The organism is Gramella sp. KN1008 (assembly GCF_004332155.1).
GTDB lineage: Bacteria > Bacteroidota > Bacteroidia > Flavobacteriales > Flavobacteriaceae > Christiangramia.
Genome location: NZ_SJDV01000002.1, coordinates 484,289 through 510,390, shown reverse-complemented (window position 1 = coordinate 510,390; position 26,102 = coordinate 484,289). Strand labels below are relative to the sequence as shown.

Annotated in this window: 19 protein-coding genes; 12 read left to right on the top strand and 7 right to left on the bottom strand. The window is 40.2% G+C overall.

The window, feature by feature from the left end; translation table 11 throughout:
• Positions 1-52: 52 nt before the first annotated feature.
• Entirely contained in the window at positions 53-3,217 is a 3,165-nt protein-coding gene (gene ccsA, locus EZJ28_RS05560; RefSeq protein ID WP_131395760.1) for a cytochrome c biogenesis protein, read from the top strand.
• 103 nt (positions 3,218-3,320) lie between these two features.
• Here the strand turns inward: ccsA and fumC are convergent, their stop codons facing one another.
• Entirely contained in the window at positions 3,321-4,718 is a 1,398-nt protein-coding gene (gene fumC / locus EZJ28_RS05555) for a class II fumarate hydratase (RefSeq protein WP_131395758.1), read from the bottom strand.
• A gap of 666 nt (positions 4,719-5,384) precedes the next feature.
• On the opposite strand from fumC, the gene EZJ28_RS15980 reads away from it, so the two are divergent.
• The gene (locus EZJ28_RS15980) at positions 5,385-5,561 is read left to right on the top strand and encodes a hypothetical protein (RefSeq protein WP_165499034.1); all 177 of its coding nucleotides are present in this window, start codon (positions 5,385-5,387) and stop codon (positions 5,559-5,561) included.
• Between the two features lie 42 nt (positions 5,562-5,603).
• Here EZJ28_RS15980 and EZJ28_RS05550 read toward each other — a convergent pair whose 3' ends face one another.
• The 4 genes from EZJ28_RS05550 to prfB all read right to left on the bottom strand — a co-directional run bounded on the left by EZJ28_RS05550 (position 5,604) and on the right by prfB (position 10,112).
• Positions 5,604-8,108, bottom strand: a complete 2,505-nt coding sequence (locus EZJ28_RS05550; RefSeq protein WP_131395756.1) for a TonB-dependent receptor domain-containing protein — start codon at positions 8,106-8,108, stop codon at positions 5,604-5,606.
• A gap of 112 nt (positions 8,109-8,220) precedes the next feature.
• Complete coding sequence (locus EZJ28_RS05545) at positions 8,221-8,589, bottom strand: hypothetical protein (RefSeq protein ID WP_131395754.1); 369 nt, start codon at positions 8,587-8,589, stop codon at positions 8,221-8,223.
• Positions 8,590-8,604: 15 nt separating this feature from the next.
• Positions 8,605-8,946, bottom strand: coding sequence for an arsenate reductase (glutaredoxin) (gene arsC / locus EZJ28_RS05540; protein WP_131395752.1), 342 nt, complete (start codon positions 8,944-8,946; stop codon positions 8,605-8,607).
• Positions 8,947-9,013: 67 nt separating this feature from the next.
• A protein-coding gene (gene prfB, locus EZJ28_RS05535; protein WP_131395750.1) for a peptide chain release factor 2 occupies positions 9,014-10,112 on the bottom strand; the annotation gives its coding sequence in 2 pieces (ribosomal slippage) (positions 9,014-10,048 and positions 10,050-10,112; 1,098 coding nt in all).
• Positions 10,113-10,209: 97 nt separating this feature from the next.
• On the opposite strand from prfB, the gene EZJ28_RS05530 reads away from it, so the two are divergent.
• From EZJ28_RS05530 to EZJ28_RS05520, 3 genes are all read left to right on the top strand, one after another.
• A complete protein-coding gene (locus EZJ28_RS05530; RefSeq protein WP_131395748.1) occupies positions 10,210-12,600 on the top strand; it encodes a zinc-dependent metalloprotease in 2,391 nt (796 codons plus the stop codon).
• 16 nt (positions 12,601-12,616) lie between these two features.
• On the top strand, positions 12,617-13,645 hold the full coding sequence (locus EZJ28_RS05525; protein ID WP_131395746.1) for a low specificity L-threonine aldolase: 1,029 nt from the start codon (positions 12,617-12,619) through the stop codon (positions 13,643-13,645).
• Between the two features lie 86 nt (positions 13,646-13,731).
• Positions 13,732-14,247 (top strand): redoxin domain-containing protein, encoded by a 516-nt coding sequence (locus EZJ28_RS05520; protein ID WP_131395745.1) that lies wholly within the window; start codon positions 13,732-13,734, stop codon positions 14,245-14,247.
• 126 nt (positions 14,248-14,373) lie between these two features.
• Here the strand turns inward: EZJ28_RS05520 and EZJ28_RS05515 are convergent, their stop codons facing one another.
• Positions 14,374-14,700, bottom strand: coding sequence for a YbaB/EbfC family nucleoid-associated protein (locus EZJ28_RS05515; protein ID WP_131395743.1), 327 nt, complete (start codon positions 14,698-14,700; stop codon positions 14,374-14,376).
• A 63-nt stretch (positions 14,701-14,763) separates the two neighbouring features.
• Between EZJ28_RS05515 and EZJ28_RS05510 the strand changes: the two genes are divergently transcribed.
• From EZJ28_RS05510 to EZJ28_RS05500, 3 genes are all read left to right on the top strand, one after another.
• Positions 14,764-16,893, top strand: coding sequence for a S9 family peptidase (locus EZJ28_RS05510; RefSeq protein ID WP_131395741.1), 2,130 nt, complete (start codon positions 14,764-14,766; stop codon positions 16,891-16,893).
• A gap of 73 nt (positions 16,894-16,966) precedes the next feature.
• Positions 16,967-18,007, top strand: coding sequence for a PLP-dependent cysteine synthase family protein (locus EZJ28_RS05505; RefSeq protein ID WP_131395739.1), 1,041 nt, complete (start codon positions 16,967-16,969; stop codon positions 18,005-18,007).
• A gap of 143 nt (positions 18,008-18,150) precedes the next feature.
• Positions 18,151-19,413 carry an aminotransferase class I/II-fold pyridoxal phosphate-dependent enzyme gene (locus EZJ28_RS05500; RefSeq protein ID WP_131395737.1) on the top strand — a complete coding sequence of 421 codons (1,263 nt, stop codon included), beginning with the start codon at positions 18,151-18,153 and terminating at the stop codon, positions 19,411-19,413.
• A 63-nt stretch (positions 19,414-19,476) separates the two neighbouring features.
• Here EZJ28_RS05500 and EZJ28_RS05495 read toward each other — a convergent pair whose 3' ends face one another.
• Positions 19,477-20,442 (bottom strand): transporter, encoded by a 966-nt coding sequence (locus EZJ28_RS05495; protein ID WP_131395736.1) that lies wholly within the window; start codon positions 20,440-20,442, stop codon positions 19,477-19,479.
• A gap of 106 nt (positions 20,443-20,548) precedes the next feature.
• On the opposite strand from EZJ28_RS05495, the gene EZJ28_RS05490 reads away from it, so the two are divergent.
• The 4 genes from EZJ28_RS05490 to EZJ28_RS05475 all read left to right on the top strand — a co-directional run bounded on the left by EZJ28_RS05490 (position 20,549) and on the right by EZJ28_RS05475 (position 26,088).
• Positions 20,549-20,833: a DUF4834 family protein gene (locus tag EZJ28_RS05490; RefSeq protein WP_131395734.1), complete on the top strand. Its 285-nt coding sequence runs from the start codon at positions 20,549-20,551 to the stop codon at positions 20,831-20,833.
• A gap of 76 nt (positions 20,834-20,909) precedes the next feature.
• Positions 20,910-23,324, top strand: a complete 2,415-nt coding sequence (locus tag EZJ28_RS05485; RefSeq protein ID WP_131395732.1) for a YfhO family protein — start codon at positions 20,910-20,912, stop codon at positions 23,322-23,324.
• Positions 23,325-23,346: 22 nt separating this feature from the next.
• Entirely contained in the window at positions 23,347-24,630 is a 1,284-nt protein-coding gene (locus EZJ28_RS05480; RefSeq protein ID WP_131395730.1) for a glycosyltransferase family 4 protein, read from the top strand.
• Positions 24,631-26,088 (top strand): polysaccharide biosynthesis C-terminal domain-containing protein, encoded by a 1,458-nt coding sequence (locus EZJ28_RS05475; RefSeq protein ID WP_131395729.1) that lies wholly within the window; start codon positions 24,631-24,633, stop codon positions 26,086-26,088.
• The last annotated feature ends 14 nt before the right edge of the window (positions 26,089-26,102 follow it).

Genomic DNA, 26,102 nt, shown 5'->3' with positions numbered 1-26,102 from the left:
AAACTCACAATAAATCGTTAAATTTGCAGCCGTTAAATTTGACAGATCTTCCATGCAGAAAAAAATTGCCTCTATCCTTTTTTCTACCCGAATTATGGCCGTTCTCTTTATAGTTTTTGCAGTTGCCATGGCCATGGGTACCTTTATAGAAAGCTGGTATAGTATAGAAACAGCCCGTATCCTTATTTATAATACCTGGTGGTTTGAGGGCATTATGCTCATTCTTCTTATCAATTTCCTTGGAAATATTAACCGCTATCAGTTATATAAAAAGGAAAAATGGAGCGCTCTGGTTTTACACCTTTCGTTTATCCTCATCCTGGTTGGTGCATTTGTGACTCGTTATATAAGTTACGAAGGTATAATGCCCATTAGGGAAGGGGAGACAACCAATAAGATACTAACCCAGGAGACTTTCCTTACGTTCTTTCTTGACGGTGAAATGGATGGGGAGCCGAGAAGACGTATCCTTCAGGAAGAAGTACTTTTTGGTCCCGAAGTGGAAAACGACTATGTATTGAATACAGATTTCAACGGTCAGCCTGTAACGTTTGAAGTTACCAACTTCATATACGGGGCAGAAGAAACCCTTGTGCCTACAGAAGACGGTGATACTTACCTGAAAATTGTTGAATCAGGAGGCGGGCAAAGACATGACCATTATCTGAAGGAAGGAGAAGTAAGCAATATTCATAATGTTTTATTTACCCTTAATAGTCCGCAGGACGGAGCTATTAATATTGAGCTTACCGAAGACGGAAAATACCTTATAGATTCTCCTTTTGAGGGAACCTATATGAGAATGGCAGATCAGGAACAGGGAGAGCTTTTAAGAGATTCTATCCAGCCTCTCATGCTGAGGTCACTTTACAATATTGGCAATATGCAGTTCGTGATCCCCGAACCCGCCATTAAAGGCGAATATGATGTGGTTCCAACCAACCCCAGGACAGACCAGGATCTGGATGCAGTAAGCCTGAAGATCACATCACAGGGTGAGACCGAAACAGTTACGCTACTTGGAGGTCAGGGTACGGTTGCCGATCCTACGCAAATTCAGCTCGCGGGACTCGATATTTTTCTAAACTATGGGTCAATTGAAAGAGAACTTCCGTTTGCTTTAAAACTCAATGATTTTATCGCTGAGAAATATCCCGGAACGGCTGACAGGGAAACACCGGGTTATGCTTCCTTTAAGAGTAAAGTTGAGGTCATTGAAGAAGGAAAGCCTGCACAACCTTATGAGATTTATATGAATCATGTTCTGGACCATAAAGGGTTTAGATTCTTCCAGTCCAGTTTTCATCCTGATGAAAAAGGAACCATACTTTCGGTAAACCACGATTTCTGGGGTACCTGGATTACATATATTGGCTATTTCCTCCTTTATTTTGGGCTTATGTGGATACTTTTCGCGAAGAACTCACGCTTTGGCCACCTGGAAAAAATGCTGGATAAGATCAAGGAAAAAAAGAAGAGTCTGGCTACGCTGCTTGTTCTTGTTGCCTTTTCATTTGGGATGAAAGCCCAACAGAGTGCTCATGACCATATCGAAACCAGCACGCCGCAAATAGACAGTATCATCAAGGCAAATGCGGTTAAGCCTGAGCATGCCAGGAAATTCGGAAAACTGATTATACAGGATGCCGGGGGTAGGATGAAACCGGCCAACACCTATTCATCAGAATTGCTTAGAAAACTAAGTAAGAGTGATGAATATGAGGGACTCAACTCAGATCAGGTACTGGTGTCCATGACGGAAAATCCGGTTTTCTGGTACCAGGCACCTTTAATCTTTGTACAGAAGAAAAATGACAGCCTTCATCATATTCTGGATGTGGAGGAAGGAAAGAAATATTTATCATTAACCGATTTCTTTGATGAAAAGGGGGCCTATAAACTTTCTCCTTATTTGGAAGATGCCTACAGAGCAGCCGTACCCAATAAGTTTCAGAAAGATTTCATAGAAACCGATAAAAAGGTGAATCTTCTCTACCAGGCATTGCAGGGAAAAGTGCTAAAAATCTTCCCGGTGCCAGGTGATGAGAATAACGAGTGGGTATCTTATCCTGAAGTGGATGAGGCTAATCTTAAAGGCATGGATTCGGTTTATACCAAGCAGATCCTGCCTTTGTATATGAATGCTTTACGAAGTGCCCGTAAGAGCGGTGATTATGAAAAGGCCGATCAGTACCTGGAAAGCATACACAGCTATCAGCAGAAATTTGGCGCAGAGGTAATGCCTTCAGAAGAAAAAATAGAAGCGGAGTTGTTTTACAACAAGTATGATATTTTCAGAAGTCTTTTCTGGTTGTATATGTTAGCTGGACTGGTAATGTTATTGTTCGTGATCGTTCAGATATTCAAGGATAATAAATTCATTAGAAGCCTGATATATGTGAGTGTAGGTGTAATCATAGTATTATTCGCTTTGCATACAGCGGGACTGGGTGCCCGATGGTACATCTCAGGCCACGCGCCATGGAGTGATGCGTATGAATCGATGATCTATGTGGCCTGGGCTACTATGTTCTTCGGGCTGGCCTTCGGCAGAAAATCCAACCTTACTATTGCTTCCACAGCCTTCGTAACCTCGATGATCCTGATGATTGCTCACTGGAACTGGATGGATCCGGCGATCGCCAATCTGCAGCCTGTGTTAAATTCATACTGGTTAATGATCCACGTCTCGGTAATCGTTGGTAGTTATGGACCCTTCACTCTTGGAATGATCCTCGGAGTAGTAGCTCTTGTATTGATGATTCTTACTACAGAGAAGAATAAAAAGAAGATGGAGATCAATATTCACGAGATTACGGTGATCACCGAAATGGCACTTACCGTTGGACTCGTCATGCTTACCATTGGTAACTTTTTAGGAGGTCAGTGGGCGAATGAAAGCTGGGGAAGATACTGGGGCTGGGACCCTAAGGAAACCTGGGCTCTTATTAGTATCATGGTTTATGCCTTTGTAATCCATATGAGACTGGTTCCAGGGCTAAGAAGCAGATGGTTCTTTAACCTTATGGCAGTGGTTGCATTTGCCAGCATCCTGATGACTTATTTTGGGGTAAACTTTTATCTTGCCGGCCTGCATTCTTATGCCAGCGGGGATAAGGTTATTACTCCAAGTTTTGTTTATTACAGTGTAGCTGTTGTTGCGGTGCTTGGTGCAGTTTCTTACTGGAAGTTCAGGAAACATTACTCGAAGAAATAAGCATTTTTCTACCACAGGAAGATCCGCATAAAAAAAAAGCGAAGTAATCTCATTGAGGTTACTTCGCTTTTTTAATAATAATGAACTTTTATGTGAGGAATATCTATTTTATATTCCCAACCATATCTTTAGGATCTACCCATTCGTCAAACTGTTCTTCGGTCACGTAACCCAGATTTACAGCTTCCTCTTTTAAAGTAGTTCCGTTCTTATGGGCCGTATTTGCAATTTCAGCTGCTTTGTAATATCCTATTTTAGTATTAAGAGCTGTAACGAGCATCAGGGAATTATTCAGATGTTCTTTGATTCGTGGTATATTAGCCTCAATGCCTCGAGCGCAGTGTTCTTCAAAAGACACACAGGCATCTCCAAGAAGCTGGGCGCTTTGAAGTAATGCGTTAGCCATAACCGGCTTAAATACATTTAATTCAAATTGTCCCTGCATACCTCCAACGCTCATCGTAGTGTCGTTTCCAATAACCTGAGCACAAACCATCGTAAGGGCTTCACACTGAGTTGGATTCACTTTGCCGGGCATAATAGAAGAGCCGGGTTCATTGGCAGGGATAATAATCTCACCAATTCCGCTACGTGGGCCTGAAGCCAACATTCTTATATCATTTCCAATTTTATTAAGTGAAACTGCAAGCTGTTTCAAAGCTCCGTGTGTTTCAACAAAGGCGTCGTGTGCAGCAAGGGCTTCAAATTTGTTGCCGGCAGAAACGAAAGGCATATCGGTGAATTTCGCAATGAATTCAGCCACACGCTTGGAATACCCTTTTGGAGTATTTAGTCCGGTACCAACTGCGGTTCCTCCAAGGGCCAGATCGGCGAGATGCGGAAGTGTATTTTCCAGAGCCCTGATACCATAATCCAGTTGAGCTACATAGCCACTGAATTCCTGTCCAAGGGTTAGGGGAGTGGCATCCATAAAATGGGTGCGCCCAATCTTAACCGTATCTTTGAATTCTTCCGATTTCTTTTTAAGGGTGTCCCGTAATTTAATCAGCCCCGGAAGCGTCACTTTGGTCACTTTTCTATAGGCGGCAATGTGCATTCCTGTAGGAAAGGTATCATTGGAAGATTGGGATTTGTTAACATCATCATTGGGCTGAAGTGTTTTCTCGCCTTCACCAATTTTTTTTCCAGCAAGCTGATGTGCACGATTCGCAATCACTTCATTTACATTCATATTGCTTTGTGTACCGCTTCCGGTTTGCCAGATCACAAGAGGAAATTGATCATCATGTTTACCTTCCAGGATTTCGTCACACACCTGAGCTATAAGATCTCTTTTATCAACAGGAAGAACTCCGAGCTCACAATTAGTATAGGCAGCTGCCTTCTTTAAATAGGCGAATCCATATATGATATCCAGCGGCATTGAACCGGCAGGACCAATTTTGAAATTATTACGAGAGCGTTCGGTTTGTGCACCCCATAATTTATCTGAAGGAACCTTAACTTCCCCCATGGTATCTTTCTCTATTCTATAATCCATAATGCTAAAATTGGTTGTTGCACAAAGTTAAGATTTAGCAGGATTCTTGCAGAAAAAAAGAATTAAAATTAGAATTTAATTTTGCGGGAAAGATCATTTTTGAGAGGGAAAACTCCCAGAAAGGAAAAGCCTAACATCCTTAACAACTGTTTAATAATTGAATGGAGTGTAGAATTGGTCTGTGACTTGAATTTAAGAATAAAAAAAAGGAATTTCGACAACTGGTGAAATTCCTTTTAGTAAACCTATTCTTTCCACATGACTGCTATTAACAATCATTCAATCCTAATAAGTCAGATGTTTTGGGGGAAACTTTTGACTTATTAAAAAGTAAAAGAGCAATTAAAAATAGAGAATGTCTAATCTTAAACAAAATTAAACTTATATTTTAACATTAATTAAATATTTAACTGAAGACTATCGAACTTTTTAACAATTTTGAATGAAGTATTCTCATTGTTTAGTGTTGGTTTTGAGCCAACTAAATTTAAAATTTCCAATTAAAAGGTTATTGGATCATCCGGGATACAGTTAATTTTTCAAATTTTAATAGGAATCGAAAAATTTAGTTCCAATCCTGTCCAGGCTTCAAAAAATTCAATAATTCCTGTGATAAGCCAGCCAGACTTCCTATCTTTGACGAGATTTAAATCAAACCTGACTGTTATGTTCGAATTCGATCAATACCTTGGTTTCTTAGCATTTTTGGTTATTCTTACAATGGGATTCTGGTTAATGATCTTCTTAATGGCCTTTGTTCCTTACTGGATAGGAGGTTCTGTAGGAGAGCTTATCAAAGAAAAACGAGAAGCACGAAAAAAAGCTAAAGCAGAAAAAGTATAAAAAAAGGGACTTGAAAAAGTCCCTTTTTTATTGTCAAACAGGTTAGAATCCTCCTTCATCAAAATCTTCATCACCACCACCTCTTCTTTCCTGACGTTTCTTTTGCTGATTAAATCTGTAAATAAGCGAAACGGTAAAATTTTGCCCCCGTCTCCACTGGAATTCACTGTCTCTTTCGTAGGTATCGGTTATTGTGTAAGACTGCCATTTTCTTGAATTCAAAAGATCCCGCATATTCAATGATAGGGTAGCGTTATCATTAAAAATATCTTTACTAAAGGCCAGGTCTATTGAAAGTAAGCCATCTCTGGTACCCTGAACTTCTTCAGACGCACCCCGATAAAAAGCGTTCGTTTGCCAATCTATCTTTGCAGGCAGAGTCACTTTGGAGCTGAAACGGGCAAACCAGCTGGTATTTTCAGCATCATAGTTAACCCCATCAAAACTTCCTTCCGTTTTAAATCTGAAAAAATTGAAACTACCATTTAATCTTAACCATCGAGCCGGGTTGTAAAGCACTCCAAGTTCAGCTCCTGTGCGATCATTGCTGCTAAGATTTACAGGTATGGTACGCACAATGTTAGACCCCGCAACATTTTCCTGGATCCTCTCGAAGGAATTAGTTTCATGTTGATAGTAGATAGAGGATGTAAGGGTTAATTTCTCCCATCTTTTCAGGTAGCCAAGATCGAAGGCATTGGAATATGCCGGCCTTAAATTTGGATTACCCTGAAACACGTTATTGTTACTGCTTCGTGAAGGAAAAGGATTAATATACCAGCCTCGCGGGCGGTTGATCCTTCTGTTATATCCAAGTGTGATATTTTCTTCCTCGGCCAGCTCATAAATCAGGTTCACAGTAGGAAACAGCCCAAGATAATTATTGTCAAAATCTGTATCTATTGGGATTCCAAATGCCTCTTGCAGCTCTTCTTCGGTAAGTTCACTATCTATTTTGCCTTTCAGCTGAGTATTCTCTAACCTCAGTCCCAACAAGAAGGAAAAATCACCAAATTTACTTCCGTATTGTGTATAAAGGGCATTTACATTTTCGGTGTAATCAAATACGTTTGAAAGGGTTTCATTGAAAAGCAGTTCTCCGCTATCAGGATCCTCGTTGAATAGTTCATAATCGGTGATCTCATTCTCAAAATTTCCACGATAACCAGCTTCGAACTGCGACTCTTCATTAAAAGGGAGTACATAATCGGCCTGAATAAGATATTCTGTTTGATCTTCAGTAGTATTTATGTTTTCTGCGAAAAGACCATAATTCACTGCTCCTGGATTGGAGTTTATAACTTCATCTATCGTTGTAAACTGGGTTTCACTATCATTTTCATATTGAAAATCGGCTGTCAACTTATGCCCTTTATTATTGAAGTTATTAATATAATTCAATGAAAATTGCCAGCTATTATCGTTTTCATTTTGTCTTTCGGTACGCGTAGTTTCCAGGGCAAGCCCCTCATTTCTTCGGTAATAATCGCTTTCGTTTGTAGTAACATCAACATCTTCCCCGCCACGGTAGAAAATAGAACCGGTGATTGAAGACTGATCGTTAATGAAATATTCCATTCCGATATTGGTATTGAAGTTCCGATTCAATCTCTCAATATCACGGTCTTCGTAAATTCGGGAAAATTGATTGGAGCTAGTTTCAAAAAACCTGGTGTCAAAATAACCACCTCCGGGGGCATCAAAATATCTGAATCCTGTAGTGGTGAAAATATTAAAATCTTCGGTCCTGTAATTTAAGTTGGCACTTATACCTGCATTAGCCGGGGTGCCGGCATTAAGGTTTAAAGATCCATTGAAACCAAGAGTTTCTTTCTGGCGAAGAATGATATTAAGAATCCCAGCTGTACCTTCGGCATCATACCTTGCCGAGGGAGAGGTGATGACCTCCACTCTTTCAATAGCGTCTGCAGGCAACTGATTCAACACATTAGTGTCACCAAACCCAGCCATGGCAGAAGGTTTTCCGTTGATGAGAATTCGTACGTTTTCATTACCCCTAAGGCTGATTCCTCCATCTATATCGACGGTAACCGAGGGAACATTATTCAGTGCGTCACTTACGGTTCCTCCCGCGGTGGTAAGATCCTTTCCTATATTGTATATCTTTTTGTCCAGACGAACATCTACCTGGGTGGTCTCGGCCCGCACAACTACTTCATCCAGATTTTCGGACCCCAGACCAAGTTTGATAACCCCCAAATTTAGATCGCTATCAATAGTACGATTATCAAAAGTTTTGTTTTCGTAAGAAATGAATTCAACAATAATATTATAAGTACCTTTTTTTACCTCGACAGAGAACTCTCCCTGAGCGTTGGTAACACCACCGGTAAGATTGCTGGGATCGTTTACATCTACCACAGAGATAGTAGCATATTCCAGAGGAACCTCTAATTCATTGTCTATAACTTTTCCCGTAATTGTGAACTGACGGGGGTCTGAGGGTCCCTGAGCTATACTCGTAAATAAAAAAGTATTAAAAAGGCTGAAAAATAAGCCCAGGAAGAAAATCTTCTTGTTGGTCATGGTCAATTTTTCTTTTATGACCAATCAAAAGCCTATTGGTTTAATTTATCCCGGTTAATATTTTGTTAAACAAATAACCATATAAATAAAACAGTGCCTAAAATTTTATTAATCAGGATTTTCTGGTGATCTCTTTATTCAGAAAAATATAATGATCATACTGATCCTCATCCAGGAATTTCTTTAGATGCTTATGTTCATTTCTCTGAATTGCCTTAAGCTTGTTTACCTGCTGGCTGATGTTAAGACTCGAATTGATGATCTCATTCTTTTTGATCGTATATTCTATAATAGAATTTTCAAGAAGCATTGTTTGCTCCTCGTTAAGATTTAACTGGTCTTTCCAGGTGAGTGCCAGCTCCTCGGCCACATCCTTGATCTCCCTGCGATTCCTTTCATGAATATAGATCTGGGAATAAACGAAACCGGCCACGGCTGCGGCTGCTACACTAATCAATGCTATGCGGTGTTGAAGTTTCATTGTTATAATTCCTTTTTAAAGCAATTTTTCTATTTCAGAAGGGGGTCTCCCGATCACAGCTTTATTATCGTCTTCCACTATTGGCCTCTCAATAAGTTTCGGGTTTTTAACCATTACGGTAATAAGCTCCCTGTCGCTTAAATCTTTATGCTTGTATTCTTCTTTCCAGATCTTTTCGTTCTTTCTTACAAGCTGAATTGGTGCGATATCCAGTTTACCAATAAGAGTTTCAAGCTCAGCTTCGCTAAGAGGTTCTTTGAGGTATTCCCTGATTTCGAATTCCTTATTTGAATTCTCAAGAATTTCCAACCCTTCTCTGGATTTCTTGCATCTTGTATTATGATAGATCCTTAGCATGTATCGAAATTTTTCCTTTTTAAAATAATCAATTAATTCAAATTTTAAAAGTCGGATTTTACAATTATCAATCTTCGTTCCTTTGTCCCATCATCATCAGGAAAGATTTAAGGAATTTGTCTATTTCACCATCCATCACATCATCCACATTTCCAGTTTCCTCTCCGGTTCTTACATCTTTCACAAGTTTATAAGGGTGCATTACATAATTCCTGATCTGAGATCCCCATTCAATCTTCATCTTGGAATCCTCTATCTCCCTGCGCTGCGCCTGTCTTTTCTGCAGTTCTATTTCAAATAACTGACTTTTTAACAGCTGCATTGCCTTGTTCTTGTTCTCCAGCTGGGAACGCGTTTCGGAATTTTCAATGACAATCCCGGTAGGAGCATGCCGAAGTCTTACAGCGGTCTCCACTTTATTCACGTTCTGTCCTCCCGCACCTGAAGATCTCATGGTTTCCCAGCTTAGGTCTGCAGGATTGATATCTATTTCTATACTTTCATCCACCAAGGGATAGACATAAACCGAAGCGAACGAAGTATGCCTCTTGGCGTTGGAATCAAATGGGGAAATACGCACCAAACGGTGGACCCCATTTTCACCTTTTAACCAGCCAAAGGCGTATTCACCTTCAATCTCAATAGTAACGGTTTTAATCCCCGCCACATCACCGGCCTGGTAGTTGAGTTCCCTTATCTTATATTTTCGCTTTTCAGCCCACATAAGGTACATTCGCATGAGCATCTCTGCCCAGTCACAACTTTCGGTTCCTCCGGCCCCGGCAGTTATCTGAAGTACGGCGCTCATATTGTCTCCTTCTTCAGATAGCATATTCTTGAACTCCAGATCTTCTATAAGATCAACAGCCTTTTCATGACGTTCTTCAACATCCTGAGCTGATGCTTCTTCCTCTTTATAAAATTCGTAGATGACATCCAGGTCATCTACCAGGGTTTCAGCCTTTTCATAGTCTTCCACCCAGCTTTTTTCAGAATTGACCTCTCTCATAATCTGCTCTGCTTTTTTTGGGTCATCCCAAAAATTAGGAGCGAAGGTCTTTTCTTCCATATTTGTTATTTCGATTTTCTTGGCATCAATGTCAAAGATACCTCCTTAACGCAACCAGGCGCTCCTTAAGATCCTTAATGTTTTCAGTGGTTATCATTCATGATTGATTTGTGGTAAAAATAGAATTTAGGGAAGTTTCGGAAAAGTATTTAACGATAATTTTATAGTTTTAGACAGCTTTAAAAAATGGATAAATGAGTAGATTTACCTGTATCATTCTGGCCTTCAGTATTTCATTCGCTATGAAGGCTCAATTCCTCGAGAAAAAAGAAAATCTAAAAACTTATGAAGGATACTTCAATTTCCACTATAACGAGAAAGAAGATGAGATATATCTGGAAGTAGCCAGTCTTGACACCGAATTTTTGTATACTCATTTTTTGACCACGGGAGTTGGCTCCAATGATATTGGACTGGATCGCGGCCAGCTGGGTGGCGAAAGTGTGGTTAAATTTCAGAAAGCCGGGAATAAATTATTACTGGTTCAGCCGAATCAGAGTTATAGGGCAATTACTGAAAATGAGGCGGAAAGACAAAGCGTTGCAGAAGCCTTTGCTAAATCTGTCATCTTTGGTTTTGAGATCAAGGAAGAAAAGGATGGTAGATATATTATCGATTTCACCCCTTTTCTGATGCAGGATACTCATGGAGTCATCGACAGACTTAAGAAAGGCAACTACGGGACGTATAAACTTGATAAATCAAAGAGCGCACTTGCTTTAGAGCGTACAAAAGCTTTTCCCGAAAATGTGGAGTTTGAGTCTTTGTTAACCTTTGAAGGGGAGCCTAAAAGCAGAACTGTGAATTCTGTGGTTCCCGACCCAAAGAACATTAGTGTAACTCAGCATCATTCCTTTGTGAAGCTTCCTGATGATAATTATAAAAAGAGGATTTTCGACCCGCGGAGTGGAGCCATTTTCATTTCATATATGGATTACGCATCTCCGGTCTACGAACCTATCAAAAAGCGTTACGCTATCAGGCACCGGCTTGAGAAGAAGGATCCTGATGCTGAAATAAGCGAAGCTGTGGAGCCAATTATATATTACCTGGATCCCGGTACCCCGGAGCCTGTACGCTCAGCCCTTTTGGAAGGAGCCAGCTGGTGGAATCAGGCTTTTGAAGAAATAGGTTATGAGAATGCTTTCCAGGTAAAAATGCTACCCGAAGATGCCGATCCGCTTGATGTTAGATATAATGTTATCCAGTGGGTGCACAGGTCTACCAGGGGCTGGAGCTATGGTGCCAGTGTGGTTGACCCAAGGACAGGAGAGATCATTAAGGGCCATGTAAGCCTGGGGAGTTTAAGAATAAGACAGGATTTTATGATTGCGCAGGCGATGATGAACAAACCTTTTGAGAACAGCGATGATAACCACGATCCAATGATGGAGCTGGCCCTGGCCAGGATCCGCCAGCTATCTGCTCACGAAGTAGGTCATACAATTGGCTTTACTCATAATTTCGCAGCCAGTACCAATGATAGAGCTTCTGTGATGGATTATCCCCATCCTCAGTTTGAACTGAATAATGGAGAAATAGAATTTACAAATGCTTACGATACCGGAATAGGTGAGTGGGATAAGGTAACCGTTAAATACAGTTACAGTGACATCCCTGAAGGAATGGAGGAAAGAGAATACCTTAATTCTGTTCTTGAGGATGCCCAGCTAGAAGGCCTTAAATTTATTACAGATTCCGATGCCAGAGCAACCGGAGGAGCCCATGCTTTTGCCCATCTGTGGGATAACGGTCAGGATGCCGCCGAAGAACTGGAAAGGGTCCTCGATATTAGGGAGCAAGCCATTCAGAACTTTTCAAAAGATAATATCAGAACCAATGAGCCTTATTCTGTCCTGGAAGATGTATTTGTCCCTCTGTATTTCTTTCATCGCTATCAAACCGAAGCCGCGGTAAAAATGATAGGCGGACTTGAATACAGTTATGCCGTTAAAGGAGGAAGGGAGGATATAGTTGAGCATCTTGATGAGAAACTTCAGAAAAAGGCGCTGGAGAGTATTCTTAAAACATTATTGGCTGAAGAACTGGCAATTCCAGAAGAGAAACTGGAATTATTTCCACCACGAGCCTTTGGATATTCAAGAGACCGTGAAACTTTTAAAAGTAATACTGATGTTGCCTTTGATGCGCTTGGCGCACCTGCAACTGCTGGCGATATGACCCTGGCTTTATTGTTTCATCCGGCAAGAGCAGAAAGACTGGTTCAGCAGCATGCTATAGACAGGAAACTTCCCGGGCTTGATTATGTGCTTGATGAGACCATATCCCAGACCATTAAAAATGATAAAAAAGATGAATACCTGAAAAGTGTTCAGAACACCATCAATTTTGTAGTGTTCAAACATTTGCTGAACCTGGCTGTTAATGAGGAATTCACTCCGCTGGTAAGGTCTGTAGCCAATCAGAAGGTGGATGAACTTGCAAGCTGGCTCAGAACTCGAAAGGATGCGGTTTCGGCAGAAATGTACAGGAATATTAAGCGTTTCAGGGAAGAACCTGAAGAGTTCAAACTTGACATAAATGTTCCTAAGATCCCGGATGGTTCACCAATTGGGAGTTATTAAAAATCTAAAATAGAATATGAAAGAAATAGATCTTAGAAGTGATACGGTAACCCGTCCCACTAAAGAAATGCTTCAGGCTATTATGACAGCCGAAGTTGGCGATGATGTATACAAGGAAGATCCAACCGTTAATAAGCTGGAGAAGAAGTTGGCAGATATGTTCGGGAAGGACGAAGCCCTGTTTTTTCCAACCGGCAGCATGACCAACCAGGCAGCCATTAAGCTTCATACCCAGCCGGGAGAGCAGCTTATTTGCGATAAATGGGCTCACGTTTATAACTATGAAGGTGGGGGTGTTTCATTCAACAGTGGTGTTTCATGTAAATTGGTTGATGGAGACCGCGGGATGATCACCGCAGCACAGGTGGAGGAAAATATCAATCCTCCAGACTTTTATCACAGTCCGCTAACTACTCTGGTCTGCCTTGAAAATACTACTAATAAAGGAGGGGGCGCGTGTTATGATCTTGAAGAGATCAGGAAAATACGGCAGGTGTGTGATAAACATGATCTTGGATTGCACCTGGATGGTGCCAGGCTTTTTAATGCTCTGGTAAAGAAAGGAGAAAGTGCTAAAGATTATGGGAAACTATTCGATACTATTTCGGTATGTCTTTCTAAAGGACTAGGGACTCCAATAGGTTCGGTTTTAATTGGAGATAGTAAATACATGAAAAATGCCATACGAATCAGGAAAGTGCTGGGCGGAGGTATGAGACAGATTGGCTTCATGGCCGCTGCAGGTATTTATGCCCTGGACAATCATGTAGAAAGACTGGCCAAAGATCATAAAAGGGCTACTGAAATTGGAGAAGTTTTACAGGAACAGGGATATGTTAAGAGCGTGGAGCCTGTTGAGACCAATATTGTTATATTCTACCTGGGTGATGCCTCAATGGAAGAGGATTTCATGAAACATCTTTCAGACAATAATATAAGGATCAGTAATATGGGACAGGGAAAACTCCGAATCGTTACTCATTTGGATTATACTCAGGAGATGCATGAAAGGTTTTTGGAGACTCTCAGGAATATAAACCTGTAATGGGCCTTATATAAACTTAACTAAATATTGGCAGGAGTTTAATAAGCCTAAAATTGTTAATGAATTAATTTTCGGAAAATTATATCATGAAAAATCTTAAACCCGGGCAAAGAGTTCCCGAGCTAATAGTGAACACTACCGAAGGGTTAAAGTGGAATATTAAAGACAGCGATCCTGGAACATTCACCATGATCGTTTTCTATCGTGGTATACATTGTCCAATTTGTAAAAAATATCTGGAAGAACTAAATGAGAAAATTAGTGATTTTAGGGATAGAGGGGTGAACGTTATTTGTATAAGTTCAAATTCACAGGTTCTAGCAGAGAAGACTGTTGACGAATGGGAAATAGATAAACTTCATATAGGTTGTGACTTCAGTGTTGAAGATGGCAGGAAATGGGGATTGTTTGTTTCAGAAGCTATAAAGGAATCAGAACCTCAGGTTTTTCTGGAACCGGCCTTATTTCTGGTTCGACCGGATAACACCCTTTATTCGGCAAGTATCCAGTCCATGCCTTTTGCCAGGCCAAAATTCGATGAACTTTTAAAAACTATAAGCTTTATTATAAAAGATGATTATCCTGCCAGGGGAGAGGCATAAAGTTTTAGAAGGGAGAGATAAGAAGGTTAAAATAAAACAATAAAAAAGCATGAGAAACCTCATGCTTTTTCTTACTTAAATTATAACACGAAATAAAAAGTGATATAAAGTCTAACTTCTCATTTCTTATTTCAGCATATCATTCATCCCGGGAATATCCGGCATCCCATCTTTGGCAGCAGCGGCAACTTCAGCCTCATTGATTTTAGTCGCCTTTTCTATGGCTTTATTCAGTGTCAAAACCAGATAATCTTCTAATTGCTCTTTATCTTTTAGTAAATCATCATCAACCGATATATTCTTTATCGTTCTGTTGGCGGTAATTGTTACTTTAAGCAAGCCGTCATTAGATTGTTCATCTACAAGAACACTGTCCATTCTTTTCTTGGTCTCTTCAACTTTTTCCTGGGCCTCCTTCAGTTTGTTCATCATGCCCATCATATCTCCAAACATATTTTTCCGATTTTAAAGTTTTATGAAGTCAAATTTACTAAATTACCTCATTAAACAATCCATATGAAAAGACTATTAGTAATTCTTTTAGGAAGCATTACATTTGCAACCGCCCAAAACAATACGATCGATTTGAAAAAGGATATTCAGCCGCCAAAGGCAAAAAAAATTGCGAAACAACTTGAGAAACATGGGGATGTGCGTATCGATAATTATTTCTGGATGAACCAGAGGGAAGATCCTGAAGTGATCGCATATCTTAAGGCCGAAAACGCGTATAACGAGCATATGACGGCTCATACAAAGGAGTTTCAGGAAAAGTTGTTTGAAGAAATGAAATCCCGAATCAAGGAGGATGATGAATCTGTTCCTTATAAACTGAATGGTTACTGGTATATGACCAGATTTGAAAAAGGCTATGATTATCCCGTATATTCAAGAAAGAAAGAAAGTCTGGATGCGCCCGAAGAGGTGATGTTCAATGTAAATGAAATGGCCGAAGGTTTTGACTATTATAGTCTTGGTGGCCTGAACGTGAGTCCGAACAATAAAATGGTAGCTTTTGGAACCGATACGGTTAGTCGCAGGCAATATATTATAAGGATCAAGAATCTGGAGACGGGAGAGATCTATGACGAGGAAATTAAAAATACTACCGGTGGTTCAACCTGGGCTAATGACAATAAGACGCTTTACTACACAAAAAAGGATCCCCAGACCTTAAGATCTTTTCAGATATATAAGCATATACTGGGAACCGATCCCGCCGAAGATCAACTGGTTTATGAAGAGGAAGATGAGACTTTCAATACCTATGTGTACAAATCCAAATCCAGGAAGTATATTATCATAGGTTCGCATAGTACTCTTACCACTGAGTATCGATTCCTGAGTGCCGATACTCCTGAAAAAGAATTTCAGATCTTTCAGCCTCGCGAACGCAGACTGGAATACAGCATTTCTCATTTTGACGGCCACTTCTACATAGTTACCAATAAAGATGATGCTATCAACTTCAAACTAATGAAGACACCGGTTGATAATACGGAAATGGAAAACTGGGTAGATGTTATTCCACATCGCAAAGACTACCTGCTTGAAGATATAGATATCTTTAAAGACTATCTGGTGGTGAGTGAAAGAAATAACGGGCTTAATAAAATTCGCATAATAAGATGGGATAATAATGAAGAATATTATATCCCTTTTGATAATGAAACCTATACGGCGTATACTGCCATTAATCCTGATTTTGATACACAACTGTTGAGATATAATTATAACAGTCTTACAACACCCACTTCAGTGATCCAGTACAATATGAAAACCGGAGAAAAGGAAGTGTTGAAAGAACAGGAGGTTCTGGGGGGTAAGTTCGATAAGGATAATTATACCTCTGAACGACTATGGGCAACCGCCGATGATGGTACTAAAATTCCGGTTTCCCTGGTATACCGGAAAGACCTGAAGTTAGATGGTAACAATCCTTTGCTTCAATATGCCTATGGTTCGTATGGTTCTACCATTGATCCTTATTTTTCTTCCGTCAGACTTAGCTTGCTTGACAGAGGTTTTATCTATGCCATCGCTCATATAAGGGGTGGTGAATACCTTGGACGGGAGTGGTATGAAGATGGAAAACTTTTCACCAAGAAAAACACCTTTACCGATTTTATAGATGTGTCTGAATTTCTTATTCAGGAAAAATATACCTCCCATGATCATCTCTATGCAATGGGAGGCTCTGCAGGAGGTCTTCTGATGGGAGCAGTTGTGAATATGGCTCCGGAGCTCTATAACGGAGTAATAGCTGCGGTTCCTTTTGTGGATGTGGTCACCACCATGCTTGATGACAGTATCCCGCTTACAACCGGAGAATACGATGAATGGGGTAATCCCAATAATAAGGAGTATTATGATTATATGATGTCTTATTCTCCTTACGATAATGTAAAAGCCCAGGATTATCCAAATATGCTGGTAACTACAGGACTGCACGATTCCCAGGTGCAATACTGGGAACCTGCCAAATGGGTAGCGAAGTTAAGGGAGCATAAAACTGATGATAATATCCTGCTGCTTCATACCAATATGGATGCCGGGCATGGAGGAGCCTCAGGACGATTCGAAGCCTTAAAAGAAGTGGCTGAAGAGTACGCCTTTTTACTGGATTTAGAGGGAATCAGGGAATAATTAAAAAATTTGCCTTAAATTTGACCGGTTCTTAAAATTTCTTTGGGAACCTGTTGTAAAAGAACTTCGATTTATGAAAGAAGACTTGCAGGTTTATGACAACGTATTACAGCTAATTGGTAATACGCCGTTAATTCACCTAAACAAAATAACCAATGGTTATAAAGGAAAGTATTTCGCAAAAGTAGAAGCCTTTAACCCCGGACACTCCACAAAAGACAGAATCGCCCTTTACATTATTGAAGAAGCTGAAAAAAAAGGCATTTTAAAACCTGGAGATACTATCATCGAGACCACTTCGGGAAATACTGGATTCAGTATAGCGATGGTGAGTATCATAAAGGGATATGAATGTATACTTGCGGTGAGTTCAAAATCTTCCAAGGATAAGATCGACATGCTCAGGACAATGGGAGCTAAGGTATATGTTTGCCCGGCGAATGTTTCGGCAGATGATCCTAGATCTTATTATCAGGTCGCTAAACGACTTCACCAGGAGATCAAAGGTTCGGTGTATATCAATCAGTATTTCAATGAATTGAATATTGATGCTCATTTTAATTCTACGGGGCCGGAGATATGGAAGCAGACTGAAGGGAAAATAACTCATTTGGTGGCCTGTAGTGGTACCGGAGGGACAATTTCAGGAACTGCCAGATATTTGAAGTCTAAAAACCCGGACATAAAAGTGCTTGGAATAGATGCTTTTGGTTCGGTATTGAAGAAATATCACGAGACCAGGGAGTTTGATGAAGAGGAGATTTATCCATATAGAATTGAAGGTTTAGGAAAAAACCTGATTCCTACTGCCACCGATTTTGATATCATAGATAAGTTCACCAAGGTGACCGATGAAGATGCCGCCCATACGGCACGGGAACTGGCCAGAAAAGAAGGTCTCTTTGTAGGTTACACTAGTGGTGCTGCTATGCAGGGACTAAAACAACTCTATGATGAAGGAGAATTTGATAAGAATTCTCAGGTAGTTATGATCTTTCCTGATCATGGATCACGCTATATGAGTAAAATTTATAGTGATGACTGGATGAACGAGCAGGGATTTTTCGATACAAAGAACGAAGCATCCGCTCAAAGCATAGAGATTATCAAATAAAACAAGAATATTAACACTTATTAACAAAAGCATCCAATTCCTTGTTGGATGCTTTTGTTTTTATTAGCTTTCGATGTTCATAATTTACTTTGTAGAATTGGGCCAAATTTCAGTATTTTTGCGGCTCGTCTAAAAAATGACCGATGAAGGATTTATTTGATAAAATATACAAAGACAAAGGACCGCTAGGTAAATGGGCAGAACAGGCCGAAGGATACTTCGTTTTTCCAAAATTGGAAGGACCAATTTCTAACCGTATGAAATTCCGGGGGAAAGAGGTTATTACCTGGAGTATCAATGATTATCTGGGTCTTGCCAATCACCCTGAGGTTCGCAAGGTAGATGCTGAAGCGGCTGCCGAATATGGATCGGCCTATCCCATGGGAGCAAGGATGATGAGTGGTCATACAGATCTTCACGAGAAACTCCAGGATGAGCTTGCATCCTTTGTAAATAAACAGGCAGCATACCTTCTTAATTTCGGGTATCAGGGAATGGTTTCTACCATAGATGCCCTGGTTTCCAAGCAGGACGTCATAGTTTATGATGTTGATGCCCATGCATGTATTATAGACGGTGTTAGGTTACACCTTGGTCAAAGGTTCACCTATAAGCATAACGATATGGAGAGTATCGAGAAGAATCTTCAGCGTGCTACCAAGATCGCCGAGCAGACAGGAGGAGGAATTCTTCTTATTTCTGAAGGTGTTTTCGGAATGCGTGGTGAGCAGGGAAAACTCAAGGAGATCGTTGAGCTTAAGAAAAAATATAACTTCAGATTATTTGTAGATGATGCTCATGGTTTCGGAACCCTTGGTAAAACAGGCGCCGGAGCAGGAGAGGAGCAGGGAGTGCAGGATGAGATAGATGTGTATTTTGCCACTTTTGCCAAATCACTTGCAAGTACAGGAGCATTTATCGCAGGAGATAAAGAGATTATAGATTACCTTAAATATAATTTGCGTTCACAAATGTTCGCTAAATCACTACAAATGCAGTTAGTGGTTGGAGCACTTAAACGTCTTGAAATGCTTAGAACCATGCCTGAGCTAAAAGAAAAGCTTTGGGAAAATGTAAATGCGCTTCAAAACGGACTTAAAGATCGCGGATTTGACATAGGAACCACACAAAGTTGTGTAACCCCGGTGTATCTTAAAGGTAGTATCCCCGAAGCAATGGCATTGGTGAAGGATCTGCGCGAGAACCATGGAGTTTTCTGTTCTATTGTGGTATATCCTGTAATTCCAAAAGGATTGATCCTTCTTAGAATGATTCCTACAGCTACACATACCTTGCAGGATGTTGAAGAAACCCTGGATGCATTCTCTGCGATTCGGGAAAGACTTGAGAATGGAACATATAAAAGACTGTCTGCATCGGTAACCGCTGCAATGACAAATAAATAAGATCAATATAATACAATTAAAAACCCCGCCATTAGCGGGGTTTTTTTATTAGTAGTAGAGACATTAATTATTATCGTTGCCTTCATTTTTGTTCTCATTTTTCCGGCTCATTTTTTCACTTCTCAATCTTCTCCTGTTACCCTCATTCGATTCTTCCAGGAATTCATCCATTTTATGAAGGTCCAGTCTGTACGATACTCCCGCTGCTACCTGCCAGCGGGAAGGAGTGTCCTTGAAATTGAGAAGGCCTGAAACGTCAAACTGAAGATTTTTTCCTACCAGATAGGCAGCACCTGCTCTTGCCAGGTCATCGGCATAGATATCACTAAATATACTCTGGAACTCCCCGAAAACTGCAAATTCTGGACTTACGGCATGGGTTACAGTGGCCATCAGAATATAGTTTCTGTATTCTTCTGTTAATTTATCTCCTATAAAATTAAGCACCAGAACCCATCTGCCCCAGTTATTTTGAGTGATGATCGCGGCTTTGGGACTGAATTTACCTTCTCCTTCATATAAATAAGGATTGTCACCAAAGGAAAGGTTTGCTCCCGCATAAAGTGAGACGGCAGGGATCAGTTTTTTCCATTTGAAACGCTGATTAGCTTTCCAGCTATAAAGGTTAGGTTTATCTTCTTCCAGTTCCTTATAGGGATCAAATATGAGGTATTTCGCTCCTATGCTATTGGCTTTAAAATTCCTGACGGATGACTCATCCTGAGTACCGAGTAAATTGCGTGAGATATCCTGGTTTTCAAATGCCCCCGTGAGATTGAGTTCCAGGTTTTCAAAAAGTAATCCGTAACGGAGTTGATAATCGATTCCCCATATATCGGTAGTACTGCCAAAAGCAGTATGCTCATCGTTCCCGAAGTAACCACCGGTTTCTAATTGGATAACATTCGTACCAACAGCAAAGGCACCCTGGGACTGCCCTGGACGGTTGGAGTTTATTGTTTCAGTATATTGAGCATTAAGGGAGGTTACAAAGATAAATAAAAGGCTAAATAAGGCTGATTTGCGCATAATTACTAGCGTTGGTTGTCTCAAATATATAAGTTTTATTATAAATTTATCGGTGAAGCTTTCCGTATTGTGAAGGCTTATTTTATTTTTGCAAAAAGCTTATACAATGTTAGAAGCATCATTTACCGCAGTATTGAAAACGGTACTCATCATTCTGTTAGTATACTTCGGTCTTAAAATATTATTCCGTTATTTCGGCCCGATGTTACTCAGGTATTTCATGAAGAGGATGGGACGTAAATTCGAAAAGCAGTTCAATCAGCAGTTTGGAGGTTATCAGCAACCGGATGGAAATAGAAAGGATAAGGTTACTATTGATAAAAAGCCTAAATCGCGGCGTAGTTCCAATAAAAAAGTTGGGGAATATATCGATTACGAAGAAATTGATTAATTTCGGATTTTAACAAAGCCTTGAAAAAGGCTTTGCTTTTGCACAAACCCTGTGATTAAAAACTAAAGTCCGATTAATGGCCAAACTGAAGCAATTCCTACCACACCTGTTCGTACTGGCAGGTTTTATTATTTTATCCTTATTCTATTTCAATCCTGTCTTACAGGGCAAGGAGATCTTCCAAAGCGATATAGTGCAATATATCGGAATGGCAAAGGAACAGAATGATTTCAGGGAAGAAACCGGAGAGGAACCATACTGGACCGATGCAGCTTTTGGAGGAATGCCAACTTATCAACTTGGTGCCTATTATCCGCATAATTATGTAAAGCAACTGGATAGTGTACTCAGATTTCTACCACGACCAGCAGATTATCTTTTCCTCTATTTCATAGGGTTCTATATACTGCTTCTGTGCTTAAAACTGGATTATAAACTTGCTTTCCTGGGCTCGCTGGCCTTCGGGTTTTCAACATATCTAATTATCATCCTGGGGGTAGGGCATAATGCCAAAGCTCACGCGATTGCTTATATGCCGATGGTCCTCGCGGGGATTATAGCTATTTTCCGAAACAGGAATATCTGGAGCTTTTTATTACTGGCGGTTACCATGGCTCTGGAAATACAGGCCAATCATTTCCAGATGACCTATTATCTCCTGCTGTTAGTAATAGTACTGGGTATCGCGTACCTGGTTGATGCTTACAGAAAGAAACGAATTCCGCAATATTTCAAATCTATCGGTGTAATGGTTATTGCAGTGGTCATTGCCATTACTGCGAATGCGACCAATCTATTGGCCACCAGCGAATACACTCAATTTAGTACGCGTGGAGAATCTGGACTGAGTATAAAGCCGGATGGAACTCCCAAAGAAAAATCGGGATTAGGGTTTGAGTATATTACAGAGTATAGTTATGGTATACTGGAAACTTTTAATCTATTTGTTCCACGATTTATGGGTGGAGGAAGTTCCGAAAACCTGGGAAGGGATTCACATCTTTATGATGCTATAAGACAAATGGGAGCTTCAAGTGTGCAGGCCGCAGATTTTGCCGAAAACGCACCTACGTATTGGGGAGATCAAACCTATGTAAAGGCTCCTGCCTATATTGGAGCTGCTGTGATATTTCTATTCGTTTTCGCATTATTCTTAATTAAGGGCCGATTAAAATGGTGGGTAGTGGGAGCCAGTATACTTGCCTTATTATTAAGCTGGGGTAAGAATTTTGATTTTCTCACTCAATTCTTCATAGATGTGGTACCCCTTTATAATAAATTCAGAGCGGTTTCTTCCATTCAGGTAATCCTGGAGTTATGTTTGCCGTTGCTGGCCGTGTTTGGACTTTATAAGTTATTCAGAGAGGAAGTAGGCAAAGAGGAGAAATTATATGCTTTAAAATGGTCGGCGATCATTACCGGTGGTTTGCTTTTGATATTCCTACTTTTTAAATCAATTCTTTTTGATTTTACCGGAGCGAATGACGCTATGTACCGCCAGCAGTTTGGAATGGATTTTATGAAGGCTCTGGAAGAAGACAGAAAAGCCATCTTCACTTCTGATGTGATAAGATCTTTAATATTTGTTATTCTATCAGCCGGTCTTATATGGGGGTATCTAAAAGGAAAAATAAACAGAAATCTTGTAATTGGCGGCTTTGCAATTATCTTTCTTGTAGACCTGATTGGAATTGATCTCAGGTATGTGAACCGTGATGATTTTGTGCAGGCCAGGGAGATGGAAGAACCTTATCAAATGCAGGAGGCTGATGCTGCCATACTTCAGGATACTTCTCATTACCGGGTCTTCGATGTATCCGGCAATCCTTTCAATACCGGAAGAACTTCGTATTTTCACAATGCCCTGGGAGGCTATCACGCTGCAAAACCAGGCAGGATTCAGGACCTGTACGATTTTTATATTTCAGAGAACAATATGAAGATATTGAACATGATGAATGTGAAATATTTCATAGTTCCTACGGAAGAAGGAAACCAGGCTCAACAAAATCCAAATGCCTTTGGGAATGCATGGTTCGTAGAAAATATTGAATGGGTGGATAATGCCGACGAAGAGATCCTCGCATTGAAGGATGCCGACCTGAAAAGCACGGCGATCGTAAATAGAAAGTTCAGGGATGCCGTTAATGAGGATTTTAAATTGGATCCGAATGCCAGTGTGGAGCTTGTAGATCAGCAGCCGAATGAATTGAAATATAAGATTTCAGCTGAAGCAGATCAGTTCGTGGTATTTTCCGAAGCCTATTATCAACCGGGCTGGCAGGCCTATCTTGATGGTGAATCCGTATCTCATGTGCAGGCGAATTATGTGCTAAGAGCGATGAATGTTCCTGCCGGAGAGCATGAAATAAGGTTTAAGTTTGAACCTGAGGTTATAAAGACTGGAGGCACTATTGCTTTAATAAGTTCGGTTTTGATAGCTCTCGTTGTCATTGGCGGGATTGGTTATGAACTTAAGAAACGGAATTGATTTTCTCCATTTTCAACATTGAATGAAAAAGGTTCTCATTATAACATATTACTGGCCGCCTGCTGGCGGACCCGGAGTACAACGCTGGCTCAAATTCGTAAAGTATCTTGGTGATTTTGATGTAGAACCCGTAGTGTATGTTCCCGAGAATCCCAGTTACCCACTAATCGATAAGAGCTTTGAAGCTGAAATTCCTGATGGAGTCAGGATCATCAAAAAGAAGATCTTTGAGCCTTATTCCATAGCAGGACTTTTCTCCAAAAAAGAAACCGAAACCATTAGTGCCGGCATAATTTCGAAAGAAGAGAATCAATCGCCTCTTCAAAAGGCGATGCTTTTCATACGGGGTAATTATTTTATTCCCGATGCCCGAAGGTTTTGGGTAAAACCTTCGGTTAATACGTTGAAAGATGAGCTTGAGATGGGGGAGTATGATACCATTGTCACTACAGGACCTCCACACAGCCTGCATTTAATAGGATTAAGACTAAAGGAAGAATTAGATATAAAATGGATCGCAGATTTTCGAGACCCCTGGACCCAGATAGGCTATCATGAAAAACTTAAACTAACTCAAAAGTCCAGAAAGAAACACGAGGAACTTGAGAAGAAGGTGCTCAATTCTGCCGATCATATAATCACAACCAGTTTTACTACAAAAGAAGAGTTCAGCACCAAGACGTTAAAACCGGTAACGGTAATCACCAATGGATTTGATACAGAGATCTGTGAAAATGTACCGTCCGGTGAAAGTTTTCAAATGGCCCACGTAGGTTCCCTGTTATCCCAAAGAAATCCGGAGAATCTTTGGGAAGCTATCGGCGAGCTGATTAAGGAGAATGAACAATTTGCTGATAATTTCAGGTTAAGACTGGCAGGCAAGGTAAGTGAGGAAGTTTTAAAGAGTATTCGAAATAATGGAATTCAGCCATATCTGGAGAATTTGGGTTATGTGAGTCATTCCAAAGCTGTGGATCTGCAAAGGTCAGCTTCCGTACTTTTACTCATTGAGATAGACTCAGAAGAGACCCGTGGGATCATTCCTGGAAAGCTATTTGAATACCTGGCCTCAAGAAGACCAATTCTGGCTATAGGACCTGAAAAATGGGATGTACAGCAGATAATTAAGGAGACCGGCGCAGGAGAAGTTTTCGGTTATAAAGATAAGGGAAGTATTAAATCTCATATTCTTAAACTCTTCGAGAACTATAAAAAAGATGACCTGGCTTTTAATTCTCATGGTATTGGGAAATATCACAGGAAGCGTTTAACCGAAAGATTAGCTGCACTGATAAAGGAAGTTTAAATGGGTATTATAATTAAACAGTCGTTTAAGAATATGGTAACCACCTATATTGGATTTGGGATAGGGGCGGTGAACACCCTCTTCTTATTTACCTACTTTCTGGAAAAGGAATACTATGGTTTGGTTAGTTTCCTTCTCTCTGCTGCGAATTTGATCTGGCCATTCCTTGTTTTTGGGGTTCACAGTACACTCATTAAATTCTTCACTTCATATAAAACAAGAGGAGCACAAGATCGCCTGTTAAACCTGGTTTTAATAATCCCGGTGTTGGCGGCTGCTATTATTGGTAGTGCCGGATTGATCTTTTATGGAAGGCTGCTCAAATATTTTGAAGGAGATAACGATCTTGTACAGCCCTATGTGTGGCTGATATTTCTCATCGCCCTCGCGACAGCTTATTTTGAAGTTTTTTTCTCCTGGTCCAAGATCTATTACAAAAGTACCTTTGGTAATTTCATGAAAGAGGTATTCCATAGATTCTGTATTAGTATTCTTCTATTGGCTGTCTTTTTTAAAATTATTAGTGTTGAGTTTTTCATTTATTGTATCTCCGGCGTGTTTGTTCTCAGAACCATTCTAATGGCCATGTATGCCTTCTCTCTGCATAGACCCAGGGTAGGCTTTAAATTCCCTGAAAATCTTTCTCCGGTTCTTAAATACTCATCCCTTATCCTATTAGCGGCTTCAGTAGCTACCGTTTTGTTAGACCTTGATAAGGTAATGATAGAATATTATCTACCTATCGAGAATGTAGCGATCTATGGGATTGCCGTTTACATAGCCACGGTAATTTCGGTGCCTCAAAAGGCCATGCATCAGATCACCAATCCGCTTACCGCGGAAATGTTAAATAATCGGGATAAATTAGGGCTTAAGGAGATATATGAGAAAAGCTCCCTTAATCTTTTGATCGTAAGCGGACTCATCTTTATTCTTATTATCACTAATATCAATTCCCTTTACGAACTGATACCGGAAGAATATGAGATCAGTATCCTGGTAGTTTTACTTATATCTCTGGTGAAGTTGTATGATAATTTTCTTGGAAACAACAATAGTATTCTTTTTAATTCCGACTATTATCGCATTGTTCTGGGAGTAGGAGTATTTCTGGTGATCGTGGCATTCGTCCTTAATATTGTGCTGATCCCGAGATTTGGAATTGAAGGGGCCGCCCTTGCCAGTTTTCTTGCCTTCTTCCTTTATAACACCTCAAAAATATTTATTGTTTTCAATAAGTTCAGGATTCATCCTTTCACTCAAAACACCTTCTGGATCATTCTTTTGACCGGGCTTTTAAGTCTTGGATTCTATTTTTGGGATTTTCAGATACATCCGATTGCAAATATCCTCCTCAAGGGGGGGATAACGGCTCTTTTGTATGTGTTTTTGGTCTACAGATTTAAATTTTCGGAAGATATCAATCAGGTTTTAGAGAGATATTTTACAGGTTCATAAACGAGAAAACCCCA